General features: G+C 57.1%; 37 protein-coding genes. 32 read left to right on the forward strand and 5 right to left on the reverse strand.

Annotated elements, in window-relative coordinates:
• The first annotated feature begins 282 nt into the window (after positions 1-282).
• The 10 genes from rpsJ to rplP all read left to right on the forward strand — a co-directional run bounded on the left by rpsJ (position 283) and on the right by rplP (position 6,797).
• On the forward strand, positions 283-603 hold the full coding sequence (gene rpsJ, locus THS5294_RS02915) for a 30S ribosomal protein S10 (protein WP_038008643.1): 321 nt from the start codon (positions 283-285) through the stop codon (positions 601-603).
• A complete protein-coding gene (rplC, locus tag THS5294_RS02920) occupies positions 603-1,331 on the forward strand; it encodes a 50S ribosomal protein L3 (RefSeq protein ID WP_038008641.1) in 729 nt (242 codons plus the stop codon). Before rpsJ ends, rplC begins: the two co-directional genes overlap by 1 nt.
• Positions 1,328-1,945, forward strand: coding sequence for a 50S ribosomal protein L4 (rplD, locus tag THS5294_RS02925; protein WP_038008640.1), 618 nt, complete (start codon positions 1,328-1,330; stop codon positions 1,943-1,945). The genes rplC and rplD overlap by 4 nt, the downstream gene beginning before the upstream one ends.
• Positions 1,942-2,238 (forward strand): 50S ribosomal protein L23, encoded by a 297-nt coding sequence (locus tag THS5294_RS02930; RefSeq protein ID WP_038008638.1) that lies wholly within the window; start codon positions 1,942-1,944, stop codon positions 2,236-2,238. The genes rplD and THS5294_RS02930 overlap by 4 nt, the downstream gene beginning before the upstream one ends.
• Positions 2,239-2,686: 448 nt before the next feature.
• Positions 2,687-3,886: an acyltransferase family protein gene (locus THS5294_RS02935; protein ID WP_058122559.1), complete on the forward strand. Its 1,200-nt coding sequence runs from the start codon at positions 2,687-2,689 to the stop codon at positions 3,884-3,886.
• A 263-nt stretch (positions 3,887-4,149) separates the two neighbouring features.
• Positions 4,150-4,992, forward strand: a complete 843-nt coding sequence (gene rplB / locus THS5294_RS02940) for a 50S ribosomal protein L2 (protein WP_038008637.1) — start codon at positions 4,150-4,152, stop codon at positions 4,990-4,992.
• Between the two features lie 3 nt (positions 4,993-4,995).
• Entirely contained in the window at positions 4,996-5,277 is a 282-nt protein-coding gene (gene rpsS / locus THS5294_RS02945; protein WP_038008635.1) for a 30S ribosomal protein S19, read from the forward strand.
• Positions 5,278-5,280: 3 nt separating this feature from the next.
• Positions 5,281-5,661 (forward strand): 50S ribosomal protein L22, encoded by a 381-nt coding sequence (gene rplV / locus THS5294_RS02950; protein ID WP_038008633.1) that lies wholly within the window; start codon positions 5,281-5,283, stop codon positions 5,659-5,661.
• A complete protein-coding gene (rpsC, locus tag THS5294_RS02955; RefSeq protein ID WP_038008632.1) occupies positions 5,661-6,371 on the forward strand; it encodes a 30S ribosomal protein S3 in 711 nt (236 codons plus the stop codon). The genes rplV and rpsC overlap by 1 nt, the downstream gene beginning before the upstream one ends.
• Before the next feature lie 12 nt (positions 6,372-6,383).
• On the forward strand, positions 6,384-6,797 hold the full coding sequence (gene rplP / locus THS5294_RS02960) for a 50S ribosomal protein L16 (RefSeq protein WP_038008631.1): 414 nt from the start codon (positions 6,384-6,386) through the stop codon (positions 6,795-6,797).
• Positions 6,798-6,877: 80 nt separating this feature from the next.
• Here rplP and THS5294_RS02965 read toward each other — a convergent pair whose 3' ends face one another.
• Together THS5294_RS02965 and THS5294_RS02970 are read right to left on the reverse strand one after the other, a co-directional pair.
• A complete protein-coding gene (locus THS5294_RS02965; RefSeq protein ID WP_058122560.1) occupies positions 6,878-7,372 on the reverse strand; it encodes an NYN domain-containing protein in 495 nt (164 codons plus the stop codon).
• 107 nt (positions 7,373-7,479) lie between these two features.
• Positions 7,480-8,100 carry a 2OG-Fe(II) oxygenase family protein gene (locus THS5294_RS02970; protein ID WP_038008627.1) on the reverse strand — a complete coding sequence of 207 codons (621 nt, stop codon included), beginning with the start codon at positions 8,098-8,100 and terminating at the stop codon, positions 7,480-7,482.
• A gap of 46 nt (positions 8,101-8,146) precedes the next feature.
• Between THS5294_RS02970 and rsgA the strand changes: the two genes are divergently transcribed.
• A complete protein-coding gene (rsgA, locus tag THS5294_RS02975) occupies positions 8,147-9,202 on the forward strand; it encodes a ribosome small subunit-dependent GTPase A (RefSeq protein WP_058122561.1) in 1,056 nt (351 codons plus the stop codon).
• Here the strand turns inward: rsgA and THS5294_RS02980 are convergent.
• Positions 9,199-9,867 (reverse strand): hypothetical protein, encoded by a 669-nt coding sequence (locus tag THS5294_RS02980; RefSeq protein ID WP_058122562.1) that lies wholly within the window; start codon positions 9,865-9,867, stop codon positions 9,199-9,201. The genes rsgA and THS5294_RS02980 overlap by 4 nt on opposite strands.
• Before the next feature lie 238 nt (positions 9,868-10,105).
• Between THS5294_RS02980 and rpmC the strand changes: the two genes are divergently transcribed.
• The 11 genes from rpmC (at position 10,106) to rpmD (ending at position 14,395) form a co-directional block, all read left to right on the forward strand.
• On the forward strand, positions 10,106-10,312 hold the full coding sequence (gene rpmC, locus THS5294_RS02985) for a 50S ribosomal protein L29 (protein ID WP_058122563.1): 207 nt from the start codon (positions 10,106-10,108) through the stop codon (positions 10,310-10,312).
• A gap of 13 nt (positions 10,313-10,325) precedes the next feature.
• The gene (gene rpsQ, locus THS5294_RS02990; protein WP_038008620.1) at positions 10,326-10,556 is read left to right on the forward strand and encodes a 30S ribosomal protein S17; all 231 of its coding nucleotides are present in this window, start codon (positions 10,326-10,328) and stop codon (positions 10,554-10,556) included.
• Positions 10,557-10,634: 78 nt separating this feature from the next.
• Entirely contained in the window at positions 10,635-11,003 is a 369-nt protein-coding gene (gene rplN, locus THS5294_RS02995; protein WP_038008619.1) for a 50S ribosomal protein L14, read from the forward strand.
• A gap of 1 nt (position 11,004) precedes the next feature.
• A complete protein-coding gene (gene rplX / locus THS5294_RS03000; RefSeq protein ID WP_058122564.1) occupies positions 11,005-11,310 on the forward strand; it encodes a 50S ribosomal protein L24 in 306 nt (101 codons plus the stop codon).
• Positions 11,310-11,873 (forward strand): 50S ribosomal protein L5, encoded by a 564-nt coding sequence (rplE, locus tag THS5294_RS03005; RefSeq protein ID WP_038008617.1) that lies wholly within the window; start codon positions 11,310-11,312, stop codon positions 11,871-11,873. The genes rplX and rplE overlap by 1 nt, the downstream gene beginning before the upstream one ends.
• Positions 11,874-11,886: 13 nt before the next feature.
• On the forward strand, positions 11,887-12,192 hold the full coding sequence (rpsN, locus tag THS5294_RS03010; RefSeq protein WP_038008616.1) for a 30S ribosomal protein S14: 306 nt from the start codon (positions 11,887-11,889) through the stop codon (positions 12,190-12,192).
• Positions 12,193-12,207: 15 nt separating this feature from the next.
• Positions 12,208-12,600 carry a 30S ribosomal protein S8 gene (gene rpsH / locus THS5294_RS03015; protein ID WP_038008615.1) on the forward strand — a complete coding sequence of 131 codons (393 nt, stop codon included), beginning with the start codon at positions 12,208-12,210 and terminating at the stop codon, positions 12,598-12,600.
• Positions 12,601-12,612: 12 nt separating this feature from the next.
• The gene (gene rplF / locus THS5294_RS03020) at positions 12,613-13,146 is read left to right on the forward strand and encodes a 50S ribosomal protein L6 (protein ID WP_038008614.1); all 534 of its coding nucleotides are present in this window, start codon (positions 12,613-12,615) and stop codon (positions 13,144-13,146) included.
• 11 nt (positions 13,147-13,157) lie between these two features.
• A complete protein-coding gene (gene rplR, locus THS5294_RS03025) occupies positions 13,158-13,517 on the forward strand; it encodes a 50S ribosomal protein L18 (protein WP_038008612.1) in 360 nt (119 codons plus the stop codon).
• A 104-nt stretch (positions 13,518-13,621) separates the two neighbouring features.
• Positions 13,622-14,206, forward strand: coding sequence for a 30S ribosomal protein S5 (gene rpsE, locus THS5294_RS03030; protein WP_038008611.1), 585 nt, complete (start codon positions 13,622-13,624; stop codon positions 14,204-14,206).
• 3 nt (positions 14,207-14,209) lie between these two features.
• Positions 14,210-14,395 carry a 50S ribosomal protein L30 gene (rpmD, locus tag THS5294_RS03035; protein WP_038008610.1) on the forward strand — a complete coding sequence of 62 codons (186 nt, stop codon included), beginning with the start codon at positions 14,210-14,212 and terminating at the stop codon, positions 14,393-14,395.
• 88 nt (positions 14,396-14,483) lie between these two features.
• On the opposite strand, the gene THS5294_RS03040 is transcribed toward rpmD, so the two are convergent.
• Positions 14,484-15,143: a hypothetical protein gene (locus THS5294_RS03040; RefSeq protein ID WP_038008609.1), complete on the reverse strand. Its 660-nt coding sequence runs from the start codon at positions 15,141-15,143 to the stop codon at positions 14,484-14,486.
• A 340-nt stretch (positions 15,144-15,483) separates the two neighbouring features.
• Here THS5294_RS03040 and rplO point away from each other — a divergent pair, with 340 nt between their 5' ends.
• The 7 genes from rplO (at position 15,484) to rplQ (ending at position 20,756) form a co-directional block, all read left to right on the forward strand.
• Entirely contained in the window at positions 15,484-15,951 is a 468-nt protein-coding gene (rplO, locus tag THS5294_RS03045) for a 50S ribosomal protein L15 (protein WP_038008608.1), read from the forward strand.
• Between the two features lie 108 nt (positions 15,952-16,059).
• A complete protein-coding gene (gene secY, locus THS5294_RS03050) occupies positions 16,060-17,418 on the forward strand; it encodes a preprotein translocase subunit SecY (RefSeq protein WP_038008606.1) in 1,359 nt (452 codons plus the stop codon).
• Positions 17,415-18,059, forward strand: a complete 645-nt coding sequence (locus THS5294_RS03055; RefSeq protein WP_058122565.1) for an adenylate kinase — start codon at positions 17,415-17,417, stop codon at positions 18,057-18,059. Before secY ends, THS5294_RS03055 begins: the two co-directional genes overlap by 4 nt.
• Before the next feature lie 226 nt (positions 18,060-18,285).
• Complete coding sequence (rpsM, locus tag THS5294_RS03060) at positions 18,286-18,654, forward strand: 30S ribosomal protein S13 (protein ID WP_038008604.1); 369 nt, start codon at positions 18,286-18,288, stop codon at positions 18,652-18,654.
• A 15-nt stretch (positions 18,655-18,669) separates the two neighbouring features.
• A complete protein-coding gene (gene rpsK / locus THS5294_RS03065) occupies positions 18,670-19,062 on the forward strand; it encodes a 30S ribosomal protein S11 (protein WP_038008602.1) in 393 nt (130 codons plus the stop codon).
• 120 nt (positions 19,063-19,182) lie between these two features.
• Positions 19,183-20,199: a DNA-directed RNA polymerase subunit alpha gene (locus THS5294_RS03070; protein WP_038008601.1), complete on the forward strand. Its 1,017-nt coding sequence runs from the start codon at positions 19,183-19,185 to the stop codon at positions 20,197-20,199.
• 140 nt (positions 20,200-20,339) lie between these two features.
• Entirely contained in the window at positions 20,340-20,756 is a 417-nt protein-coding gene (rplQ, locus tag THS5294_RS03075) for a 50S ribosomal protein L17 (RefSeq protein ID WP_038008600.1), read from the forward strand.
• Between the two features lie 93 nt (positions 20,757-20,849).
• On the opposite strand, the gene THS5294_RS18310 is transcribed toward rplQ, so the two are convergent.
• A complete protein-coding gene (locus tag THS5294_RS18310; protein ID WP_158508573.1) occupies positions 20,850-21,023 on the reverse strand; it encodes a hypothetical protein in 174 nt (57 codons plus the stop codon).
• 68 nt (positions 21,024-21,091) lie between these two features.
• Here THS5294_RS18310 and THS5294_RS03080 point away from each other — a divergent pair, with 68 nt between their 5' ends.
• From THS5294_RS03080 to THS5294_RS03090, 3 genes are read left to right on the forward strand one after another with little or no spacing between them, the layout of a single operon-like run.
• Complete coding sequence (locus THS5294_RS03080; protein ID WP_058122566.1) at positions 21,092-21,706, forward strand: helix-turn-helix transcriptional regulator; 615 nt, start codon at positions 21,092-21,094, stop codon at positions 21,704-21,706.
• A gap of 42 nt (positions 21,707-21,748) precedes the next feature.
• Positions 21,749-22,336: an acyl-homoserine-lactone synthase gene (locus THS5294_RS03085; RefSeq protein WP_058122567.1), complete on the forward strand. Its 588-nt coding sequence runs from the start codon at positions 21,749-21,751 to the stop codon at positions 22,334-22,336.
• Positions 22,337-22,378: 42 nt separating this feature from the next.
• On the forward strand, positions 22,379-23,701 hold the full coding sequence (locus THS5294_RS03090) for a replication-associated recombination protein A (protein WP_058122568.1): 1,323 nt from the start codon (positions 22,379-22,381) through the stop codon (positions 23,699-23,701).
• Positions 23,702-23,709: the final 8 nt, after the last annotated feature.

Below are 23,709 nucleotides of genomic sequence, written 5' to 3' on the forward strand. Positions count from 1 at the left end.
GAAATAGAAAAGGCCGCCCACCTTGGGCGGCCTTTTTTGTGTGCGGGGAAGGGTAGTGTAGCGGCATAAGTGGTCCGCCCTAGTGGAAGCCTCGTAATCATGGCTGCAAACGAAACCAGCCCGCACTCAGCACTTGCGCCAACATGCGACTCCCCCTATACGCGCGTTACGACATTGGGTCACGTTCGCGTGGCCCTCTTTTTGTCGTGGTCTCGACGAGGGCAGCGGGTGGTCCGAAGTCCTCCTCTCAGACCCAAATGCTGATACGAAAGGCCTTCCCTCATGAAGAGCCAAAACATCCGTATTCGGTTGAAAGCGTTTGACTACCGCGTCCTCGACGCAAGTGCTGCAGAAATTGTAAGCACGGCCAAACGCACCGGCGCCAACGTACGTGGCCCGATTCCGATGCCGAACAAGATCGAAAAATTCACCGTCCTGCGTGGTCCGCACATCGACAAGAAGTCGCGCGATCAGTGGGAAATCCGCACGCACAAGCGGATGCTGGACATCGTTGATCCCACCCCCCAGACCGTTGACGCGCTGATGAAGCTCGACCTCGCAGCTGGTGTGGCCGTGGACATCTCCGTGATGGAGACAAGCTGATGCGTGCCGGTATCCTCGCCAAAAAGCTGGGCATGACCCGGCTGTTCATGGAAGACGGTAAGCAGATCCCTGTGACCGTTCTCCACCTCGACAACCTCCAGGTCGTTGCACAACGCACCATGGACCGCGACGGCTACACAGCTGTTCAGCTCGGTGCTGGTGACGCGAAAGCAAAGCGCACATCCAAAGCGATGCGCGGCGTGTTTTCCGCAGCCAACGTTGCGCCCAAGCGTAAGCTGGTTGAGTTCCGCGTTGAAGAAGACGGCTTGATCGAAGTCGGTGCAGAGCTTTCGGCTGAGCACTTCCTTCAAGGTCAAAAGGTCGACGTGACCGGGACCTCGATTGGTAAAGGCTTTGCCGGTGCTATGAAGCGTCACAACTTTGGCGGTCTTCGCGCCACGCACGGTGTGTCGATTTCGCACCGTTCGCACGGGTCTACGGGCCAGTGTCAGGACCCAGGTCGCGTGTTCAAAGGCAAGAAAATGGCCGGTCACATGGGTGCTGCCCGCGTGACGACCCAAAACCTCGAAGTCGTGAAAACCGACGCTGAGCGTGGCCTCGTTATGATCAAGGGCGCTGTCCCTGGATCAAAAGGCGGTTGGGTTACGGTCAAGGACGCTGTGAAAAAGAAGGCCCCTGAGGGTCTGCCTTTCCCAGCTGGTCTGAAATCCACTGCTGCTGCTGAAGCGCCTGTCGCTGATGCGCCCGCTGAAGGGGGTGAAGCATGAAACTTGATGTGATCAATCTGGACGGCGGCAAAGCTGGTTCCGTTGAACTCTCCGAGGACCTGTTCGGTCTGGAACCCCGTGCGGACATCCTGCACCGTGTGGTCCGTTGGCAGCGTAACAACGCACAAGCCGGCACCCACAAGGTCAAGACCCGTTCGGAAGTCAGCTACTCGACCAAGAAGATCTATCGCCAAAAAGGCACCGGTGGCGCACGCCACGGCGCTCGCTCGGCACCGATCTTCCGCGGTGGTGGTGTCTACAAGGGCCCAACGCCCCGCAGCCACGGCCACGAGCTGACCAAAAAATTCCGCAAGCTGGGTCTGCGCCACGCGCTGTCCGCAAAAGCAAAAGCGGGCGAACTGGTTGTGATCGAGAACGCATCCACTGCTGGTAAAACCGCAGCATTGGCCAAGCAGATCAAAGAGCTGGGCTGGAAGCGCGCATTGGTGATCGACGGAGCAACTGTGGACGAAAACTTCGCCCGCGCAGCTGCGAACATCACCGGGCTCGACATTTTGCCGAGCATGGGTGCAAACGTATACGACATCCTGCGCCGTGACACGCTTGTGCTCACGAAAGCAGCTGTCGAAGCACTGGAGGCTCGCCTGTCATGAGCACGGAAGCAAAACACTACGATGTGGTGCGCAAGCCGATCATCACCGAGAAAGCCACTATGGCTTCTGAGAACGGTGCTGTCGTGTTTGAAGTTGCCATCGATGCGAACAAACCTGCGATCAAAGAAGCCGTTGAAAGCCTCTTTGGTGTGAAGGTGAAGGCGGTCAACACGACGATCACCAAAGGCAAGGTCAAGCGTTTCCGGGGTCAGCTCGGCAAGCGTAAAGACGTCAAGAAAGCCTACGTGACGCTCGAAGAGGGCAACACGATCGACGTAAGCACTGGTCTGTAAGCTTTCGAGCTTCGCTAGAATTGGAAACCCCGGCCGCGAAAGTGGCCGGGGTTTTTCGTTTTTGAGGTTTCGTGTCGTTTATGCGCGCCGTTTGAAGTTAACGAATGGCGAAAAGTGGGGACCTTCCGGTGGCCTAATGAATAATTTCAGCGCTATCTTGTGATTATTTGACACCTAAAACGATTGTTTTCGGCGCATCTTCATCTTTCTAAATTCACGAAATGCGCTTTGCATCCTGCGAAAACCCTTTGGGCTGCCTGAGTTAGCAGTTGCCCGGTTGTTGGCCCTGCCGCTGGGTTAATGTGTCTTAAGTTAAATCAACTTTTTTGGCACGTATCTTGCTGTTTTCAATAACGAATTATTAAGCATCCCGCCGCAAAACAGACAAATCGGCTAGCCTATTTTGGTGAAGACAGGCCGAGTATGCATTTGAAAAATAAGGCTGAGTATGACCATTTCTCCCGCTTCGGAATTTTCCAACTCCTCACAAGGCGCGGGCCCTCTGCGGTCTACTGGCCATTTGCATCAAGACATTTCAGCTTGGACCGCCCTGCGCGCGTTTGCGTGCGTATGGGTGGTCCTTTTTCATTTTGACCAGCGTTTTGAGACATCGCTTGGTGGGGCATTTGTTGCAAACGGCTACCTCGCGGTGGATCTGTTTTTCGTGCTGTCGGGCGCGGTCATTTTCCACGTTTACGGAGCGGCGTTGGCAGACAAGCGTTTTTCATGGCGCTTGTTTCTCTGGAAGCGGTTTGCCCGTTTGTATCCTGTTCACTTTGTGACCTTGATTGCAGCCGTGGCGATTTTGTACGGCGGTGCGGCTGCCGGATTGGGGCAAGCGCCTGAATACTATCTTGGCACGGTTTTGGTCGCCAACCTCTTTGCGCTGCATGGGTTTGGCGTGTTGGAGGAATTAACCCTTAATTACCCCTCCTGGTCCATTAGTGCCGAGATTGCCGCCTATGCTTTGTTTCCGGTCTTGGCCTACCCATGCTTGGTCTGGCCGCGCAAAGTTTTGGTTCGCGCGGGTGTAGCGGTCTTCCTTGCGATCATCATCGCTGTTGAACTTGCGCCCGAACACATTTTTCCCAGCAACCCGCGTGGCCAAAAGCTGACCAGCCTTACGTATAATTTCTCGTTTCTGCGTGTCCTGCCTGAGTTCCTTTTGGGCCTTATCGTCTGCCGTTGCCTCAGTGGGGTGGGGCGGTTGTCTTCGCGGACATCGATGCTCGCGCTCGGCGTGATCATAGGGGGGATGATGCTGTGCCTGCTGACTGGTCAGGATTGGGCATTCGTCCTCGCTGGGGCCGCGCTGGTTGGGCTATTGTTCATCGGACAGTTCCAGCCCCCCAGCTGGATGATCTTTCTCGGCACGATCAGCTATTCGGTGTACATGGTGCACGCGCTTGTTGCGATCACTCTCTTCAAGGGTATTGAGCGGGTTGGGGGCTATCCCGACAATGCGGTTCCGCTCTTTTGGTGGCCTCTTACCATAGCCATCACTCTAGGTGCGGGGTATCTTATGTGGCGTTTCGTGGAGGAGCCTATGCGTCAATATTTGACCACTCCTCGGCGCACGACAGCGTCCAAGCACGGTAGGGGCGGACCGGCACCAGAATACCCCCGCGCTGATGCCTTTCCGCGATAGGCCACGATGGCTGCGGTTTGGAGGGCTTTTCGGATCCCAACCGCTTGACCCCATCGCGCAATGCTCCTAACAGACATCATCGCAACACGCCCCGGATTCGTCCGGGGCTGTGCGTTTGGTCGGACGGGTGTGTAACTGTGCATCAAAATGACCCGGAACAAAGCGCCTTCAACAGCGCAATGTTCCGCATTCGCCGGCCACCTCCGGGGGGCTTTACATAGCGGGAGCGCAGGCTCTCGCCCAGACAACGGAAGACAGTAAACATGGCACTAAAGTCGTATAAGCCGACGACGCCGGGCCAGCGCGGGCTGGTTCTGATCGACCGTTCGGAGCTGTGGAAAGGTCGCCCTGTAAAGGCGCTGACCCAAGGCCTCACCAAAAATGGTGGCCGCAACAACACCGGACGGATCACGATGCGCCGCAAAGGCGGGGGCGCCAAGCGTCTCTATCGTATCGTCGATTTCAAACGTACAAAAATGGATGTAACGGCCACGGTCGAACGCATCGAATATGACCCCAACCGGACTGCGTTCATCGCGCTCGTACGGTATGCCGACAATGAGCAAGCCTACATCCTGGCGCCTCAGCGTCTGAGCATTGGCGATCAGGTTGTTTCGTCCGCTAAGGCCGACATCAAGCCCGGTAACGCGATGCCTTTCTCCGGCATGCCCATCGGTACGATTGTGCACAACGTTGAGCTGAAGCCAGGCAAAGGCGGCCAGATCGCTCGTGCCGCTGGTACCTACGCCCAATTCGTTGGTCGTGATGGTTCCTACGCTCAGATCCGTCTGTCCTCCGGCGAGCTGCGTCTCGTGCGTCAGGAGTGCATGGCAACGGTTGGTGCGGTCTCGAACCCCGATAACTCCAACCAGAACTTCGGTAAGGCTGGTCGCAACCGTCACAAGGGCATCCGTCCCTCTGTGCGTGGTGTGGTCATGAACCCGATCGATCACCCTCACGGTGGTGGTGAAGGTCGGACATCCGGTGGTCGTCACCCAGTGACACCATGGGGTAAGCCCACCAAAGGTGCTCGTACCCGTAACAAAAACAAAGCGTCCAGCAAGCTGATCATCCGCTCGCGGCACGCCAAGAAGAAGGGGCGGTAATCCATGTCTCGCTCTGTTTGGAAGGGTCCTTTTGTCGACGCTTATGTCCTCAAAAAGGCCGAGAAAGCCCGCGACAGCGGTCGTCTGAACGACGTGATCAAAATTTGGTCGCGCCGCTCTACAATTCTGCCCCAGTTCGTGGGCCTCACCTTTGGTGTGTACAACGGCCACAAGCACGTGCCCGTGAACATCACCGAAGAGATGATCGGCCAGAAGTTCGGGGAATACTCGCCGACGCGTACCTACTACGGTCACGCCGCCGATAAAAAAGCAAAGAGGAAGTAAGCCATGGGTAAGGAAAAAAACGCCCGCCGCGTGGCCGACAATGAGGCTATGGCGAAAGTCCGCATGCTGCGTACTTCTCCCCAGAAGCTGAACCTCGTCGCTGGTCTGATCCGTGGCAAGAAAGTGGACAAGGCTCTGTCCGACCTCACTTTCTCCAAAAAGCGTATCGCGATTGACGTGAAGAAATGCCTTCAGTCCGCTATCGCGAACGGTGAAAACAACCACAACCTGGATGTCGATGAGCTGATCGTGGCGGAAGCCTATGTCGGCAAGAACCTGACCATGAAGCGCGGTCGCCCGCGGGCACGTGGTCGTTTCGGCAAGATCGTTAAGCCCTTCGCAGAGCTGACAATCGTCGTCCGTCAAGTCGAGGAGCAAGCATAATGGGTCAGAAGGTTAATCCGATTGGCATGCGCCTGCAGGTGAACCGCACCTGGGACAGCCGCTGGTACGCCGACACCAAAGACTACGGTGATCTGCTTCTTGAGGATCTCGCGATCCGCGCGTTCATTGAAAAAGAGTGCGTTCAGGCCGGCATCAGCCGCGTCATCATCGAACGTCCTCACAAAAAGTGCCGCGTTACCGTGCACACTGCGCGCCCTGGCGTCATCATCGGCAAGAAAGGCGCAGACATTGAAACCCTGCGTCGCAAACTTGCTGCGATGACCGACAGCGAGCTGCACCTCAACGTTGTTGAAGTGCGCAAGCCTGAGCTTGACGCTGCCCTCGTGGCCGAAAGCATCGCGCAGCAGCTCGAGCGTCGTGTGTCCTTCCGTCGTGCCATGAAGCGCGCCGTACAGAACGCAATGCGTATGGGTGCCCTCGGCATTCGTGTGAACGTTGCGGGCCGTCTCGGTGGCGCCGAAATCGCACGGACTGAATGGTACCGTGAGGGCCGCGTGCCCTTGCACACACTGCGTGCGGACATCGACTACGCTCACGCCGAAGGTTCCACTGCTTACGGGATCATCGGGATCAAGGTCTGGATCTTCAAAGGTGAGATCATGGAGCACGATCCTGCGGCACGTGACCGTAAGGCCCAGGAACTCCAAGACGGCCCAGCACCTCGCGGTGCAGGTGGCGGTCGTCGCTAGGGAGAGAAACAGATGCTTCAACCAAAGCGTACTAAATTCCGCAAAATGCACAAAGGCCGCATCCGCGGTGAGGCAAAAGGCGGGTCCGATCTGAACTTCGGGACTTACGGTCTGAAGGCTCTTCAGCCTGAGCGTATCACTGCGCGTCAGATCGAAGCTGCTCGTCGTGCCATGACGCGTCACATGAAACGTCAAGGCCGTGTCTGGATCCGGATTTTCCCCGATCTGCCCGTGACCTCGAAGCCCGTCGAAGTACGGATGGGTAAAGGTAAAGGTTCCGTGGATTACTGGGCGTGCAAAGTTAAGCCCGGCCGTGTGATGTTCGAGATCGACGGTGTATCCGAGGACGTTGCTCGTGAGGCTCTGCGCCTTGCTGCGATGAAACTGCCAATCAAAACACGGACTGTTGTTCGCGAAGATTGGTAAGCCTTGGTCGTGGCGTCTGATGGCGCCACACCGGTCCCAAATAAAGAACCCCCGCCGAGAGACCGGTGGGGGTTTTTCTTTTAGGGCAGATCAAGAACGACGCGCTTGGGTTCTAGGCGACCTGTAATGAGGTGGCCTTTGGTTTTGACCTCCGGGAAGTCTTTTGCCCAATCCTTGAACCGGTCATTGGTGACTACCGGGGCGCCATAGTCGCGTGCGGCGCGCAGGATCATTGGGTCGGCGGGAGTGCCCTTGGGCACGACCATTACGCGATCTGTCGGCAAACCCAGCACGCGGGCAAGCGCCTTGTCGTGCTGATACTTCCCTATCAGTAAATAGCCAGCATTCGCATCAAACACGACGCTGGGCGTGTAACCGCGTTGCTCCAGATAGGTAATGACTGCGATCACCGATTGGATTTCGGGTTTGCCTTCGCGCCAATGCATGACGTTAGAGCCGTCCAGAATAACCCAACGTTTCTTGCGCCGAAAAATGCGGAACAGCAGAGCCGCAAAAACCACCAACATGACGACAATGGCGGTGATGTCGGTCGAATCGAATAGGGCTTGCGTCATCGTGATCTGTGTCCTGCCGACTGTCTGTTAAGAGCCTTCTTCTGAAACCGAAGTGTGTCCCCAATAAGGACGTCTTGCCGAAAACGAGATTGTTAGCGCGTCGGCATTCATTCCCACTTGTAGTTGAACGAAACGCTGATGCGTTCCTCTTCTGCCATGTTCATGGGGACCTCGTGTCGAAGCCAGCTCTCCCACAGCAACAGCTCACCAACCTCTGGCTTGGCGTATACAAATGTCCGCAATTCTTCGGGCGCGTCTTTTGCTCGGACCGGGGCGGCCATCATCATCTGGGACCGCGGGTCCTCTAGTTTGAGGGCGGATGTCCCTTGGGGCATTTGCACATAGGTCGTGCCGGAGATGACTGAATGGGGGTGGATGTGGCTTGTGTGGATGCCGCCTTCGGGCAGGATGTTGATCCAGATGTCTTCCAGTACCAGCTTTTTATCGCCTAGATCGAATGCGAGGTCCTTGGCAAATTCCGCGACGTGCTTGTCCAACGCTTTGACCACATCGGCAAAGATCGGGAACCGCCACGGCAAATCGCTCAGCGAGGCGTAGCTGGTGTATCCGGCGTATCCATTGGCTTCGCACCACTCTTGGCCTGCTTCATCGTCCTCGGCGATTGAGATGCAGCTGTCCAAAAATTCTTCTGGATCGATGGCGTCACCAAAGGTGGTGAGCGATGATTGGTAAAGGCGGGTCACGAAGAGGGATTTTATCTGGGTCATGGCCGCGTCTTAGCGTATTAAGCCCCAGCAGGCGAGAGGGTGCGCAATGGTCCGTGACTACGGTGAATTTCTTGGAAAGACGGAGGCGCCTGCGGCGTCGCCCCTAGCTGCGCTTGGATGGCGGCCGTTTTTCGCCAATCAGGTCGATGCGGATGAACTGTTGGCGCATCCGCCCGTGCGGGTGACAGAGGTCCATCGCAGTTCCATCCATGTTGTGGGCGACGGGATTGATCAAAGCCTTCCTTGGGTCGCGGCCACAACGGTTGGTGACTGGCTGATGCTGAACCGGGAGTTGCCCACCGCAAGCCGCGTGTTGACCCGCTCCACAGAGATCAAGCGCCGCGCGGCTGGACCGGGGCGCGATGTGCAGATGATCGCTGCAAATCTAGATACCGCATTCATCGTGTCCTCCTGCAACGCTGATTTCAACGTCGCTCGGCTCGAGAGGTTCCTCGCGGTGGTGCTAGAGGCTGGCGTGACGCCTGTCGTGGTCCTGACCAAAAAGGATCAAGCGCCTGATTGGCAGGACTACGTGGCGCAGACCCAAGCAATGACGGACGCCGCAGTGATTGCGGTCAATGCCAAGGGTGACGAAGTCCGCAGCGTCCTTGCGCCGTGGTGTATGCCGGGTCAGACGGTTGGGTTCTTGGGTATGTCTGGTGTGGGTAAGTCCACGCTGACGAATGCGATTGGTAATCTGAGTGTGGCGACTGGTGACATTCGGACAGATGATGCGCGCGGGCGGCATACGACCACGCGGCGACAGTTGTTCTTTGTGCCCGACGGTCCCGCTATTCTGGACACCCCGGGTATGCGTGAATTGCAGTTGACCGAAGCGGCCAGTGGCGTTGGAGAAGTCTTTTCGGACCTTGAAGAGATCGCCAGCCAATGCAAATTTCGCGACTGCGCCCACGGCGGTGAGCCGGGCTGCAAGGTGCAAGCGGGTATCGCGGCGGGCACGATTGAGCCTGAGCGGCTCGCGCGCTGGCAAAAGCTGGTCGCTGAGGATCGCGTGAACTCCGAGAGTGTTGCGCAACGGCGCAAACGTGAGAAAGGCTTTAGCCGGATGGTAAACAAGTCCATTCGGGGCAAAGCGCGTTAGGCCGTTGGGTTCGTAACCTTGATCGAGACCTTTTCCAGTTCGATATCGTCGGCACCGCTCAGCCGCAGGATCGTGCGGGCAGCAGGGGCTTTGTCCGTTGCACCGAGCCGCAAAGTGACCGAGGCGCCGTAGGAGCCGTCATCGTCCAAGAACCATGCCAGATCAGTGCCCTCTACGGGGCGGTCGTCGCCGGGTTCGCGTTGGATCTCGACCTCTAGTGCCTCCACGTCAGGATCAAAGCCTTCGATGACGCGTATAGGTGCGGGGCCGTCGGTGGTGAACAGGACCTCAAGGCCCGTGTCCAAAACCGGGGGCTCGGGAAAGGCGTGGTTCCACAGTTCGGCATCAAGGTCTATCTCGGGGTCGTCTTCGGCCATTTCCACGTCCAAGTCTTTTGCGGTGTTGATTGAGGGCCAATCCGCGGGAGAGGCGGAGTGTTTCGCGTATTCCACCTCGGCGGCTCTGGCGACGTGGCCTGCGGCCAGTGCCGCGCGCGCCATGATGGCAGCGTCGTCCAAAATCGGGGCAGGCGGGTCCTGGTCAAACGTCGCCTTAAAACTCGGGGCGATGTCGTGTGCCAACTCGTCAAAGGTTTCGGGGGCTGGCGGTTTGGCCCCACCGCCAAATCCGTGGCGCAGTTGGGCAAGGGAAGTGAAGAAGTTCATATCGGCCTCGTTGCGAATTGATTAACACAACCTTAATGTTGGGCGGGGCAAGACAGAGACCGACCCAAGGCAATTGCTGGGAAAGACTGTGGCGCCTGAATGGCAGAGAAACTTGGCCTAAAGGGCTTGCGCGACGGGCCAATTGGTCGTATCCGGCACGCTCACTCCCGAACTCCACTGGAATCAGGGTCACCCGCTAATGGGGCCCCCCAGTGATGTTGAAAAAAGGAAAAGGCCTGTGACCGCCACCGAATTGCGTGATAAAACGCCCGATCAGCTGCGTGATATGCTGAAAGACCTCAAGAAAGAGGCCTTCAACCTCCGCTTCCAAGCTGCGACTTCCCAGATGGAAAACACCGCACGCGTGCGTACCGTTCGTCGTGACGTTGCCCGTGTGATGACCATTCTGAACGAAAAGGCCGCGTCTGCGGCCGCTGCTGAATAAGGGAGCCTGAGATATGCCTAAAAGAATCCTCTCCGGTGTTGTGACCTCTAACCAGAACGCACAAACCGTGACTGTGTCCGTTGAGCGTCGCTTCAAGCACCCTCTGCTGCAAAAGACCGTTCGTAAGTCCAAGAAGTACCGGGCTCACGACGAGAACAACCAATTCAACGTTGGCGATGCTGTTCGTATCCAAGAATGCCCGCCGAAGTCGAAGACCAAGCGTTGGGAAGTGATCGCCGAGTAAGGCGACTACCATCAACATTAATCGAAACCATGGGGACATGGGCGGGTCTCACGCTCCCCCAAAGGTCAGGAGAAACCAATGATCCAGATGCAGACCAATCTGGATGTCGCTGACAACTCCGGCGCACGCCGAGTTCAGTGCATCAAGGTCCTGGGTGGTTCCAAGCGTCGTTACGCATCCGTAGGTGACATCATCGTCGTCTCGGTTAAGGAAGCCATCCCGCGCGGTCGCGTGAAAAAAGGCGACGTCCGCAAGGCAGTCGTTGTACGCACCGCCAAAGAAGTCCGTCGTGAAGACGGCACCGCCATCCGCTTCGACCGCAACGCGGCCGTTATCCTCAACAACAACAACGAGCCAATGGGCACCCGTATTTTTGGGCCAGTGGTTCGTGAGTTGCGCGCGAAGAACTTCATGAAGATCATTTCGCTCGCACCGGAGGTGCTGTGAGATGGCTGCTAAGTTGAAAAAAGGCGACACCGTTGTCGTGCTGGCTGGCAAGGACAAAGGCAAGCAGGGCGATATCCTGTCTGTTGATCCTGCTGCGGGCAAAGCTGTTGTGGAAGGCGTAAACATGGCCATCCGCCACACACGTCAGTCGCAAGCAAGCCAAGGCGGCCGCATCCCCAAGGCGATGCCGGTTGACCTGTCGAACCTTTCGGTTCTGGACGCAAACGGCAAAGCCACACGCGTCGGCTTCCGCGAAGAAGACGGCAAGAAAGTCCGTTTCGCCAAAACCACGGGAGATGTGATCTAATGCTAGATACAGCAAACTACACCCCCCGTCTGAAGGGCGTCTACAAAGACACCATTCGTGCGACGATGAAGGAAGAGTTTTCCTACAAGAACGAAATGCAGATCCCGCGTCTGGATAAAATCGTTCTGAACATCGGCGCCGGTGCTGAGTCCGTGCGTGACAGCAAAAAAGCCAAATCCGCTCAGGACGACCTGACCGCGATTGCCGGCCAAAAAGCTGTTATCACCACTGCCAAGAAATCCATCGCTGGCTTCCGGGTCCGTGAAGGTATGCCTCTTGGTACCAAGGTGACGCTGCGCGGCGACCGGATGTACGAATTTCTGGATCGTCTGATCACTATCGCATTGCCACGGGTCCGTGACTTCCGTGGCGTGAAGGGCACCTCTTTTGATGGTCGTGGCAACTACGCCATGGGTATGAAAGAGCATATCGTGTTCCCCGAGATCAACTTCGACAAAGTCGACGAAGTCTGGGGTATGGACATCATCATCTGCACCACCGCTCACACGGACGCAGAGGCAAAAGCATTGTTGAAAGCTTTCAACATGCCCTTCAACAGCTAAAGGACGATCAAGAATGGCTAAGAAATCCATGATCGAACGCGAAAAGAAGCGGGCCAAGCTGGTGAAGCAATATGCTACCAAGCGTGCCGCTCTTAAAGAGATCGCGAATGATGAGAGCAAATCGATGGAAGAGCGTTTCAAGGCGCGGCTGAAACTGGCCGAACTGCCCCGGAACTCCTCCGCCACTCGTTTGCATAACCGTTGCCAGCTGACCGGTCGCCCTAAGGCGTATTACCGCAAGCTGAAAGTCTCGCGGATCATGCTGCGCGAACTGGCCTCCAATGGTCAGATCCCCGGCATGGTCAAGTCGAGCTGGTAAGGGGAGAATAGAAAAATGAATGATCCTCTCGGCGATATGCTGACCCGTATCCGTAACTCGCAAATGCGCGGCAAATCCACTGTTTCGACACCTGCGTCGAAGCTGCGGGCTTGGGTGCTCGACGTGTTGGCGGACGAAGGCTACATCCGTGGCTACGAACACACCACGGACAAAGACGGCCACCCGGCCATCGAAATCAGCCTCAAGTACTACGAAGGCACCCCGGTTATCCGCGAGCTTAAGCGCGTGTCCAAGCCGGGCCGTCGCGTCTACCTCGGCGTCAAGGACATCCCGTCCGTGCGTCAGGGTCTGGGCGTTTCCATTGTCTCCACGCCTCGCGGCGTGATGTCGGATGCATCTGCACGCAGCGCCAATGTTGGCGGTGAAGTGTTGTGCACCGTATTCTAAGGAGCGGTATAAATGTCTCGTATTGGTAAAAAGCCTATTGAGATGCCTTCGGGCGTCGAGGCGAAACTCTCCGGCCAGACGGTCGAAGTTAAGGGTCCGAAGGGCACTCGTAGCTTCACCGCCACCGATGATGTGACCATCACTGTTGACGGCAACGTCATTTCTGTCGAGCCGCGTGGCAAGTCCAAGCGCGCACGTCAGCAATGGGGTATGTCGCGGACAATGATCGGTAACCTCGTCACTGGTGTGACCGCTGGTTTCAAGAAAGATCTTGAAATCTCTGGTGTTGGTTACCGGGCTCAGATGCAGGGCAACACCCTGAAGCTGTCGCTCGGCTACTCCCACGATGTGAACTTCGATGTGCCTGCTGGCGTCACTGTGACAGCTGCCAAGCCCACCGAAATCAGCGTCGAGGGCATTGATGAACAACTCGTCGGTCAGGTTGCGGCTAACATCCGCGAATGGCGCCGTCCCGAGCCCTACAAAGGCAAAGGGATCCGGTACAAAGACGAGTATATCTTCCGCAAGGAAGGTAAGAAGAAGTAAGGACCGGACAAATGGCAAACAGCAAAAGAGACCTGTTCTTGAAGCGCCGCCTGCGCGTTCGGAACAAACTGCGGAAACTGGCAGACGGGCGCGCGCGCCTCTCCGTCCACCGCTCGAACAAGAACATCAGTGTGCAGCTGATCGACGATGTAAACGGTGTGACACTCGCTTCGGCCTCCTCGCTTGAGAAGGATCTGGGCTGCGTCAACGTGAACAACGTAGAAGCTGCGACCAAAGTGGGTGCTGCAATCGCGGAACGTGCGAAAAAAGCTGGTGTCGAAGCCTGCTATTTCGACCGCGGCGGCTTCCTCTTTCACGGTAAAGTCAAGGCTCTGGCCGAGGCTGCACGTGAAGGCGGTCTGAAGTTCTAAAGACTTGTAGGGCGCTCCGGTGGGGCGCCCTCGATGATCCGGGGCCATTGGCCACTAGGATCGATCCAATTGGGCCGATTGCCCACTAGATAAAGGGACGCCACATGGCTGAACGTGAACAAAGAGGTCGTGGCCGCGGCCGCAACCGTGAAGAAGAAACTCCGGAATTCGCAGATCGCCTTGTCGCGATCAACCGCGTCTCCAAGACCGTTAAGGGTGGTAAGCGTTTTGGCTTCGCCGCGCTTGTAGTCGTTGGTGACCAACGCGGTCGTGTGGGCTTCGGCAAAGGTAAGGCGAAGGAGGTCCCTGAGGCCATCCGTAAAGCCACCGAGCAAGCTAAGCGTCAAATGATCCGCGTGCCTCTGCGCGACGGTCGTACGCTGCACCACGACATGGAAGGCCGCCACGGCGCCGGTAAAGTGATCATGCGGACAGCCCCCGAGGGTACCGGGATCATTGCTGGTGGTCCAATGCGTGCTGTGTTCGAGATGCTAGGCATCAAGGACGTTGTGGCCAAGAGCCAAGGTTCGCAGAACCCCTACAACATGATCCGCGCCACCATCGACGGCCTGCGCAAAGAAGCGAGCCCCCGCTCGGTTGCTGCGCGTCGCGGTAAAAAAGTGGCTGACATCCTGCCCAAGCGTGACGAAGCGCCCGAGGCATCCGCTCAAGTCGCTGAGGAGGCCTAAGTCATGGGTACTATCGTCGTCAAACAGATCGGCTCGCCGATCCGTCGCCCCGCCAAACAGCGTGAAACGCTTATCGGTCTGGGCCTGAACAAGATGCACAAAACCCGTGAGCTGGAAGACACTCCTTCCGTTCGCGGCATGGTCAACAAGATCCCGCATCTTGTTGAGATCATCGAAGTCAAAGAATAAGGCCTGTCGGGGAAACCCGCTTAGCCAAAACTTTACGCCTCGCTTAACAGCGGGGCGTTTTGCGTTCGTAGGGGAGAGCTTGGCGGGGCTAGGCCGCTGGGTGGCGCAAGTGACCCTCGGGGGCATGCACGAACTCACCGCCCCATGTTACCTCTGGAGGACTACGGTAAGGCGATAGAACCATCGCGCCGACGATGATCACACGAAGGGTCCACAAGTAGGCGGGGTAGGCGAGCAAGACCCAGTTCATTTCACCTACCGCGACAAGCGATAGGGTGGAGGCGATCGCCGCGATAACCCATGGTCCAAAGGATTCGGTATGCGGCCGTTTATAGGCCTTGATCACTGTCATGACGCCGCCGCTCATCCCCACGAGGATCGACAGGCCAAGAGCGATTAGCGGATCGTGCGTCCAGTACCATAGGGCTAGTCCGATGCAGGCTACGCCGATAGCGCAGACATCGGGTGCCCTCAGAAAGCTGCCCATCCCCCACCGCAGCGACGTCAGAAATACGATCACCGTGCAGACACATTGTACCGCAGCAAAAAACAACGAAGCGCCAGCGCCCTCGGTCACGTGGGTGTAGAAGAACACACAACTCGGAACTGACCAGATCAGCCAGCTGGAGCGTTGGGGGCGGCAGCGCCCGCGCAGCGTGTCGTAGATGTAGGGGATGTACCCATAAAGGCTCAAAAGTCCTGCGATCAAACCGCACAGAACCGGAGCGGGCAAAGCACCGACCGCCATACTGCATCCTTACTCGCCCGAGGGGCGATACTCGTTACCTGAAACTTTGGGGTGTCACCGGACGCCCGCACGCTCATCAGCGTATTCGTTTTCGTAGCACTGTATCCAAAGCGCAGGTAAGTAAGGGAAAACTGACCCAAGGAATTCCTTACCTTTTGCTTCGGTTCCGATGGTTTTTCTTGACAGGTTGGGTCCGGGTTAAATGGGTGTTGAGTTCAGCCAGTAGCCGTCCTATACGCAGCCGGTGGTGAGGGGCGACTCTCTGACCGCACAAGATCAACCATGAACGCCGTGTCCGCCCAATTCGCTTCGGGGGCGCGTCCGGCATAGGAGAAGCGATATGAAACTCAATGAACTGCGCGACAACCCAGGCGCCACAAAAGCACGCAAACGCGTTGGCCGTGGTCCCGGTTCCGGCACCGGTAAAATGGGTGGCCGCGGTATTAAAGGTCAGAAATCTCGTTCGGGTGTGGCGATCAAAGGGTATGAGGGCGGCCAGATGCCTCTCTACCAACGTCTGCCAAAGCGTGGCTTCAACAAGCCAAACCGCAAAGCATTCGCTGTTGTAAACCTGGGCCTGATCCAGAAATTCATCGACGACAAGAAACTGGAAGCTGGCGATATCACCGAAGATACGCTGATCGCTTCGGGTCTGGTCCGTCGTAAGCTGGACGGTATCCGCGTTCTCGCTAAGGGCGAATTGACCGCGAAAGCCACGATCACAGTGACTGGCGCGTCCAAGTCTGCGATCGAAGCTGTTGCAAAAGCTGGTGGGTCGCTCACCGTTGCGGCACCTGCGGCAGAATAAGCGCTTGTGAGCGGGGCCTCTGGCCCCTACATCAAAAGTGACGTTTTACTGACGCCGCGGGTAGGGACGACCTTCCTGCGGCGTAACTATTAAAAAAGAGGGGCCCGCATGGCATCTGCTGCAGAGCAAATGGCGGCGAACATGAGCTGGAGCGCATTTGGCAAAGCCAAAGAGCTTCGCCAACGCATCGTGTTCACGATCGGATTGTTGATCATCTACCGTGTCGGGACGTATATCCCTGTCCCCGGTATCGACGCACAAGAACTGCGCGCATTCTTTGACCAAGCCGCAGCTGGCTTGGGGGGCGTGCTCAACATGTTCACCGGCGGTGCGATTTCCCGGATGGGCGTCTTTGCCCTTGGGATCATGCCCTACATTTCGGCCTCGATCATCGTTCAGTTGATGACTGCGATGGTTCCTCAGCTTGAGCAACTCAAGAAAGAGGGTGAGCAGGGGCGTAAGAAGATCAACCAATACACGCGCTACGGCACCGTGGTCCTTGCGACGGTGCAGGCCTACGGTATCGCTGTGAGCCTTGAGGCTGGCGGTCTCGTGACCGATCCGGGCCTGTTTTTCCGTGCGGCATGTGTGATTACCCTTGTGGGCGGTACCATGTTCCTGATGTGGCTGGGTGAGCAGATCACCGCGCGCGGCATCGGCAACGGTATCTCCCTTATCATCTTTGTCGGCATTATTGCTGAGCTGCCCTCCGCCCTTGCTCAGTTCTTTGAGAGCGGTCGGACCGGCGCGCTGTCCACTGCTGCCATCTTTGGTGTCGTGGCCATGCTGTTGGTGACCCTGACGTTCGTGGTCTTTATGGAGCGATCGCTTCGTAAGATACACATCCAGTATCCGCGCCGTCAGGTGGGGATGAAGGTCTATGACGGCGGAAACAGCCACTTGCCCATCAAAGTAAACCCGGCCGGTGTGATCCCAGCGATCTTTGCATCGTCCCTCCTGTTGTTGCCCACAACAATCGGCACGTTCTCGGGCCAGCAAACAAGCCCGATCATGGCGACGATCTTGGCCTACTTCGGCCCCGGTCAGCCGCTATATCTGCTGTTCTTTGCTGTGATGATCGTCTTCTTCACGTACTTCTACACGCACAACGTGGCGTTCAAAACTGAAGACGTGGCAGATAACCTCAAAAACCAGAACGGATTTATTCCCGGTATTCGGCCCGGCGCGAAGACGGCACAGTACCTGACCTATGTCACGGACCGTGTCTTGGTTTTGGGTGCGGGTTATCTGGCGCTTGTGTGCTTGATCCCTGAAATGGTGCGCCACGAATTGGCGATCACCGCCTACTTCGGCGGGACATCCATCCTGATTATTGTGTCCGTGGGTATGGACACTGTGCAGCAAATCCAGTCTCATCTGCTCGCCCATCAATATGAAGGGCTGATTGAGAAGAGCCAACTGCGCGGAAAGAAACGTGGTGGCAAAAAGGGACCAGCACGTAGATGAATATTATCCTTCTAGGGCCTCCGGGCGCAGGTAAAGGCACGCAAGCGCGGCGCCTTGTCGAAGAGCGGGGCATGATCCAGCTTTCCACCGGTGACATGTTGCGCGACGCACGGTCGTCCGGAACCGAAATGGGCCAGAAGGTCGCCGCGATCATGGACGCAGGGCAACTTGTGACCGATGAGATCGTGATCGGCCTGATCGAAGAAAAGCTCCGCGGTGATCACGGCGGTGGGTTTATCTTTGACGGGTTCCCACGGACGCTGGGGCAGGCGGATGCTTTGCGCGATTTGATGATGAAGCACGCCACCCATCTAGATGCTGTCATCGAGATGCGCGTTGACGATGAGGCCCTGGTCCAACGGATCACCGCGCGCTCGACCTGTGGTGGCTGCGGTGAGGTCTATAACGACATCACGAAGCCAATTCCGGATGACGGCAAATGCTCGAACTGCGGTAGTACCGAGTTCAAGCGTCGCGCGGATGACAACGAAGAAAGCCTCAAGACCCGGCTGATGGAATACTACAAAAAGACCTCCCCGCTAATCGGCTACTACTACGCCTTGGGGGATCATTTTGCCGTCGACGGTTTGGCAGAGATTGACGCAGTCGCTGCGGAAATCGGTGCGGTTCTCGACCGCTAAGCACCTCATTCTACGCCCAAGTGCCGGTTATGCGACGTTGTTGCGTTTCTGGCCTTGACGCACCCATGGATTGATCCTAGTTGGCAACGTCCCGTTCGGGAACCGCGCCGCGTTTCGATTCGGCGTATGAGTACCTCTCCGCAGGCCCGCTGCATTTATCGCTCGGGCCTGTTGTTGTGAAAAAAGGGTCTGGCACAACGGACCCGCAACCAAAAGGAAGACCATTTTGGCCCGTATTTCTGGCGTTAACATCCCCACAGGGAAGCGCGTTCCAATCGCCCTGACGTATGTCACTGGCATTGGCCACACCTCCGCAGCCGCCATTTGTGAAGCTGTTGGTATCGACCCAACACGCCGCGTAAATGAGCTGTCCGATGCTGAGGTCCTCGCGATCCGTGAGCACATCGACGCCACCTACACTGTCGAAGGCGACCTGCGCCGCGACACACAGATGAACATCAAACGTCTGATGGACCTTGGCTGCTACCGCGGTCTGCGCCATCGCCGTAACCTCCCCGTGCGCGGTCAGCGTACACACACCAACGCTCGTACCCGCAAAGGCCCCGCAAAGGCCATCGCAGGCAAGAAGAAGTAAGGGAGGCTCTGAAACATGGCACGTGATACAAAGCGCAGCGCTAAGCGCAAAGAGCGGAAGAACATTGCAGCGGGCGTTGCCCACATCAATTCTTCCTTCAACAACACAAAAATCCTTATTTCCGACGTACAGGGCAACGCCATTTCGTGGTCGTCCGCTGGTACAATGGGTTTCAAGGGTTCGCGTAAGTCGACACCCTATGCTGCTCAGATGGCTGCAGAAGACGCCGCCAAAAAGGCACAAGAGCACGGCCTCAAGACACTTGAGGTTGAAGTTCAGGGCCCAGGTTCGGGCCGTGAAAGTGCACTGCGTGCGCTGGCTGCTGTCGGCCTGCAGGTCACATCGATCCGCGACGTAACGCCTATGGCGCACAACGGCTGCCGCCCTCCTAAGCGCCGCCGCGTTTAAGATATTTCGAACTGCCCCCGGCCTGCGCGGACCCTCCGCTGGGCCGGGACTGTCATTATTAACCTCGAGTGTCATGGCCGACGGGTCCCCGATCGTGACGAGCATGGAGGCGACATCCAGATGATCCACAAAAATTGGCAAGAGCTAATTCGTCCACAACAATTGGACATCAAGCCGGGCAATGATCCCGCACGCCAAGCCACAGTTGTGGCTGAACCGCTTGAGCGCGGTTTTGGCCTGACAATGGGCAACGCGCTGCGTCGTGTTCTCATGTCCTCGCTGCAAGGTGCAGCAATCACGAGCGTTCAAATCGATAACGTACTGCACGAGTTTTCCTCGGTGCCTGGCGTTCGCGAAGACGTCACAGACGTCATCCTGAACCTCAAGGGTGTGTCGATCCGCATGGACGTCGAAGGCCCCAAGCGCGTTTCGATTTCTGCCAAAGGTCCACAGATTGTGACCGCCGGCGACATTTCTGAGACGACAGGCATTGAAGTCCTGAACCGTGATCACGTGATCTGTCACCTTGATGACGGCGCCGACCTGTTCATGGAACTGACTGTGAACACCGGTAAAGGCTATGTCTCTGCTGACAAAAACAAGCCAGAAGATGCGCCTATTGGTCTGATCCCAATCGACGCGATCTACTCGCCCGTCAAAAAAGTCTCCTACGACGTGCAGCCAACCCGTGAGGGTCAAGTGCTGGACTATGACAAGCTGACGCTGAAGCTGGAAACAGATGGGTCCATCACGCCGGACGACGCCGTGGCTTACGCGGCGCGCATCCTGCAGGACCAACTGGGCATCTTCGTTAACTTCGATGAGCCAGAAGCCGCACGTGCGCAGGACGATGAAGACGATCTCGAGTTCAACCCGCTTCTGCTGAAGAAAGTGGATGAGCTGGAACTGTCCGTACGTTCGGCAAACTGCCTGAAGAACGACAACATCGTTTACATCGGCGACCTGATCCAGAAAACCGAAGCCGAGATGCTCCGCACTCCAAACTTCGGTCGGAAGTCCCTCAACGAGATCAAAGAAGTGCTTTCGGGCATGGGCTTGCACCTCGGGATGGACATTGTGGATTGGCCACCTGATAACATCGAAGATCTCGCGAAAAAGTTCGAAGACAACTTCTAAGCGATTGGGGCGGGGTCAAACCCGCCCTCTACAATGCCCGGGTTTGCCGGGGATTATATGGGCACTCATGCCCCAATAGGTGAGGGTTCGGCACGCACCGGGCCCCTGACAAAGCAAAATGTAACTGAAGGAATGACATCATGCGTCACGCACGGGGCTATCGCCGCCTGAACCGCACCCATGAGCACCGCAAGGCGCTCTTCTCCAACATGGCCGGAAGCTTGATCGAGCACGAGCAGATCAAGACGACCCTGCCAAAAGCAAAAGAACTTCGCCCGATCATCGAAAAGATGATCACGCTTGCGAAACGTGGCGATCTGCACGCACGTCGCCAGCTGGGTTCGAAGCTCAAGCAGGATGCTTACGTCACCAAGCTGATGGACATCCTCGGGCCACGCTACAAAGACCGCCAAGGTGGCTACGTGCGTGTCATGAAAGCGGGTTTCCGCTACGGTGACATGGCGCCCATGGCGATTATCGAATTTGTTGAGCGCGACGTAGACGCCAAAGGCGCTGCTGACCGCGCACGGGTCGAAGCAGAGGCTGCGGACGAGTAAGTTTCCGCCCACTGAGACCTAAGCAAACAAAAAACCGCCCATTTGGGCGGTTTTTTTTGGCGTGAAGCGCTGCTGATTCTAGTTAAATACCGGTTAATTCTGCCGCGGTGCGCTGAGAGAATGCTCAGGCGACATCTGTGCGATTAACTGATTTATTTCTGATGGTTGAACGAGTGTGCTGCCGAAAAACTCCAACAGGTCGGCGCGTGCTGCTGTGGATAACATCATGACCCGCGCAAAGTCGGTCGGCTTAAGTGGGGTGCCCATGGGTATCACTCCTTCCGTTGTCGTAAGGATACTCTTGACCCTGTTTCGGGCAACCTGTCTAAAAAGCTATGCATGAGCGAAGCCCTCTTTTGGATCTGGTCGATGAACTCGACACTCTGGCTCCAAAGGGCTGTGCGGTTGCTTTGCATATTCGGTTTGCCTCTCCGCTGTATAAGTTTTCGACCTATCCAGAGGCTTGGCAGACTATTTACGACGAAAATGCCTATGGGTTACGTGACCCGTTGGTGTTTTGGGGGGTAGGGGTTTTAGGCAGTGCGCGCTGGAGCGAGATCGCAATGCCTGATCCCTTCGACATTCTCGGAAAAGCGAAAGGACACGGCCTAATTTACGGGGCGGTCGGGTCCTTTGGCAAGATTACGTCACGGTCGCTGATGGGAATAGCGCGTGATGATCGGGAATGTTCGGACTCTGAGATAGCGGAGGCGATGAGGATTTTGCAGCGAATGCATGAACTCGCCGCGCCGCCACAAGAGCTGACCCCCGCGATGCTGTCGGCCTTGATCTTGATGGGGCAAGGTTACCGACACACAGCAGCTGCTGCTGAGCTGGGGATTTCAGAGAGTGCCTTAAAGGCACGCCTGTCTTCCGCGCGTACCCGTCTGGACGCTCGGACCACCGCCGAAGCCGTCCGAAAGGCAAGGGAGTATGGGTTCCTCTCCTGACAGAACGGGTGGTCGTAGGCTTTAATCGCCTGGGAGGGCATTATGGAAGTCACGACACTATCTTTTTCGAATATCCACGAACATGGCGCGCTCTTTTCCAACGTTTTACGCGCGCGGCATGAAAATTTTATTACCCGCAATCAGTGGGACCTGCCCCAAGCCGACGGGATGGAGTTTGATCAATACGACACGCCCGCTAGCCGTTGGGTCGCTGTCCATTATAACGGTCAGGTGATGGCCGGTGTGCGCTTGACGCCAACCACGCATCGCTGTGGCATTTACTCCTACATGATCAAAGACGCCCAAGACGGTCTGCTAGAGACAATCCCAACCAACCTGTTGTGGGAGACCGCCCCCATTGGGCCGCATATTTGGGAAAGCAGTCGAGTTTTCGTGTCCCGCCATGTGCCCGCCCGCGAACGGATGATCGTCCAAATGAAGCTAGGCTGTGAAATGGTGAATGCGGCCCGCGAAGTGGGCGCGACCTCGCTGCTGGGGATCGTGCCGGATGCATCGCGGCGGTTGTCGCGTCGGTTCGGCATTGTGTGTGATCCAGCGGGTCCGATTATGGATTTCGATGGGGTGGATTGCGTTTGCGTAAATATTGCGTTGGCCACCAAGATGCACTGATGCAGGCTTTTCCCGCCGAAGGGGGCGGGATAGGCTAGCCCCATGGCCGATTTATTTGACACATCATCGCCGGGCGCGGACAACGCCTTTGCCTCCGGTGCGCCCCGACCTCTTGCGGATCGGTTGCGCCCCCAATCCCTGTCGGAGGTGATTGGGCAGACGCATCTATTGAACCCCGAGGGCCCACTGTCGGTGATGCTGGCCTCGGGCACGTTGTCATCCATCGTGTTCTGGGGGCCGCCGGGCGTGGGCAAGACGACGATCGCTCGCCTTTTGGCGCAGGAAACGGACCTGCATTTCCACCAAATTTCCGCAATTTTCACCGGTGTGCCTGAGTTGCGCAAAGTGTTTGAGGCCGCGCGTCTGCGCCGGGAACAGGGCCGCGGCACGCTGCTGTTCGTGGATGAGATCCATCGCTTCAACAAGGCCCAGCAGGACGGGTTTTTGCCGCATATGGAGGACGGGACGATCACGCTGGTGGGTGCCACCACCGAGAACCCATCCTTTGAGTTGAACGCCGCTGTCATGAGCCGCTGTCAGGTCATGGTGCTCGAACGTCTTGCGCTGCCTGAGCTAGAGCTTTTGACCCAACGCGCCGAGGCGGAGTTGGGTGGGACCCTACCGTTAGAACACAATGCCCGCGTTCAATTGCAAGAAATGGCGGATGGCGATGGGCGTGCGCTCTTGAACCTTGTGGAGCAAGTCGCCGCTTGGCGGTTGAGCACGCCGTTGGATGCGCAGGCTTTGGGGCAGCGGTTGTCGCGGCGCGCTGCCCAATATGATAAGTCCGGTGATGCGCATTATAACCTTATCTCCGCCTTGCATAAATCCGTGCGCGGCTCGGACCCGGATGCCGCGCTTTATTGGTTCGCGCGGATGTTGAAGGGCGGCGAAGACCCTCGGTATCTGGCGCGTCGGATTACCCGTATGGCGGTTGAGGATATCGGACTTGCGGACCCGCAGGCGCAGTCGGTGTGCCTGCAATGTTGGGAGACCTATGAACGGCTTGGCTCCCCAGAAGGGGAGTTGGCCTTGGCGCAGGCGGTGACCTATCTAGCGCTCGCGCCGAAATCGAACGCCGCCTACGTTGCTTACAAAGCTGCGATGCGTAGTGCAGAGCAGACAGGCTCGCACCCGCCGCCGAAACATATCCTGAACGCGCCGACGCAGTTGATGAAGAATGAGGGCTATGGTTCCGGCTACGACTATGATCATGACGCCGAGGATGGGTTTTCGGGACAAAACTACTTTCCCGAAGGCATGGACCGCCCGACCTATTACACCCCCGTTGAGCGCGGCTTTGAGCGTGAGATGACGCGGCGTTTGGGCTATTTTTCCCAATTGCGCGCCAAGCGGGGTGGTTGACTTCTAAC

The organism is Thalassobacter stenotrophicus (assembly GCF_001458315.1).
In the GTDB taxonomy this organism is placed as follows: Bacteria; Pseudomonadota; Alphaproteobacteria; order Rhodobacterales; family Rhodobacteraceae; genus Thalassobacter; species Thalassobacter stenotrophicus.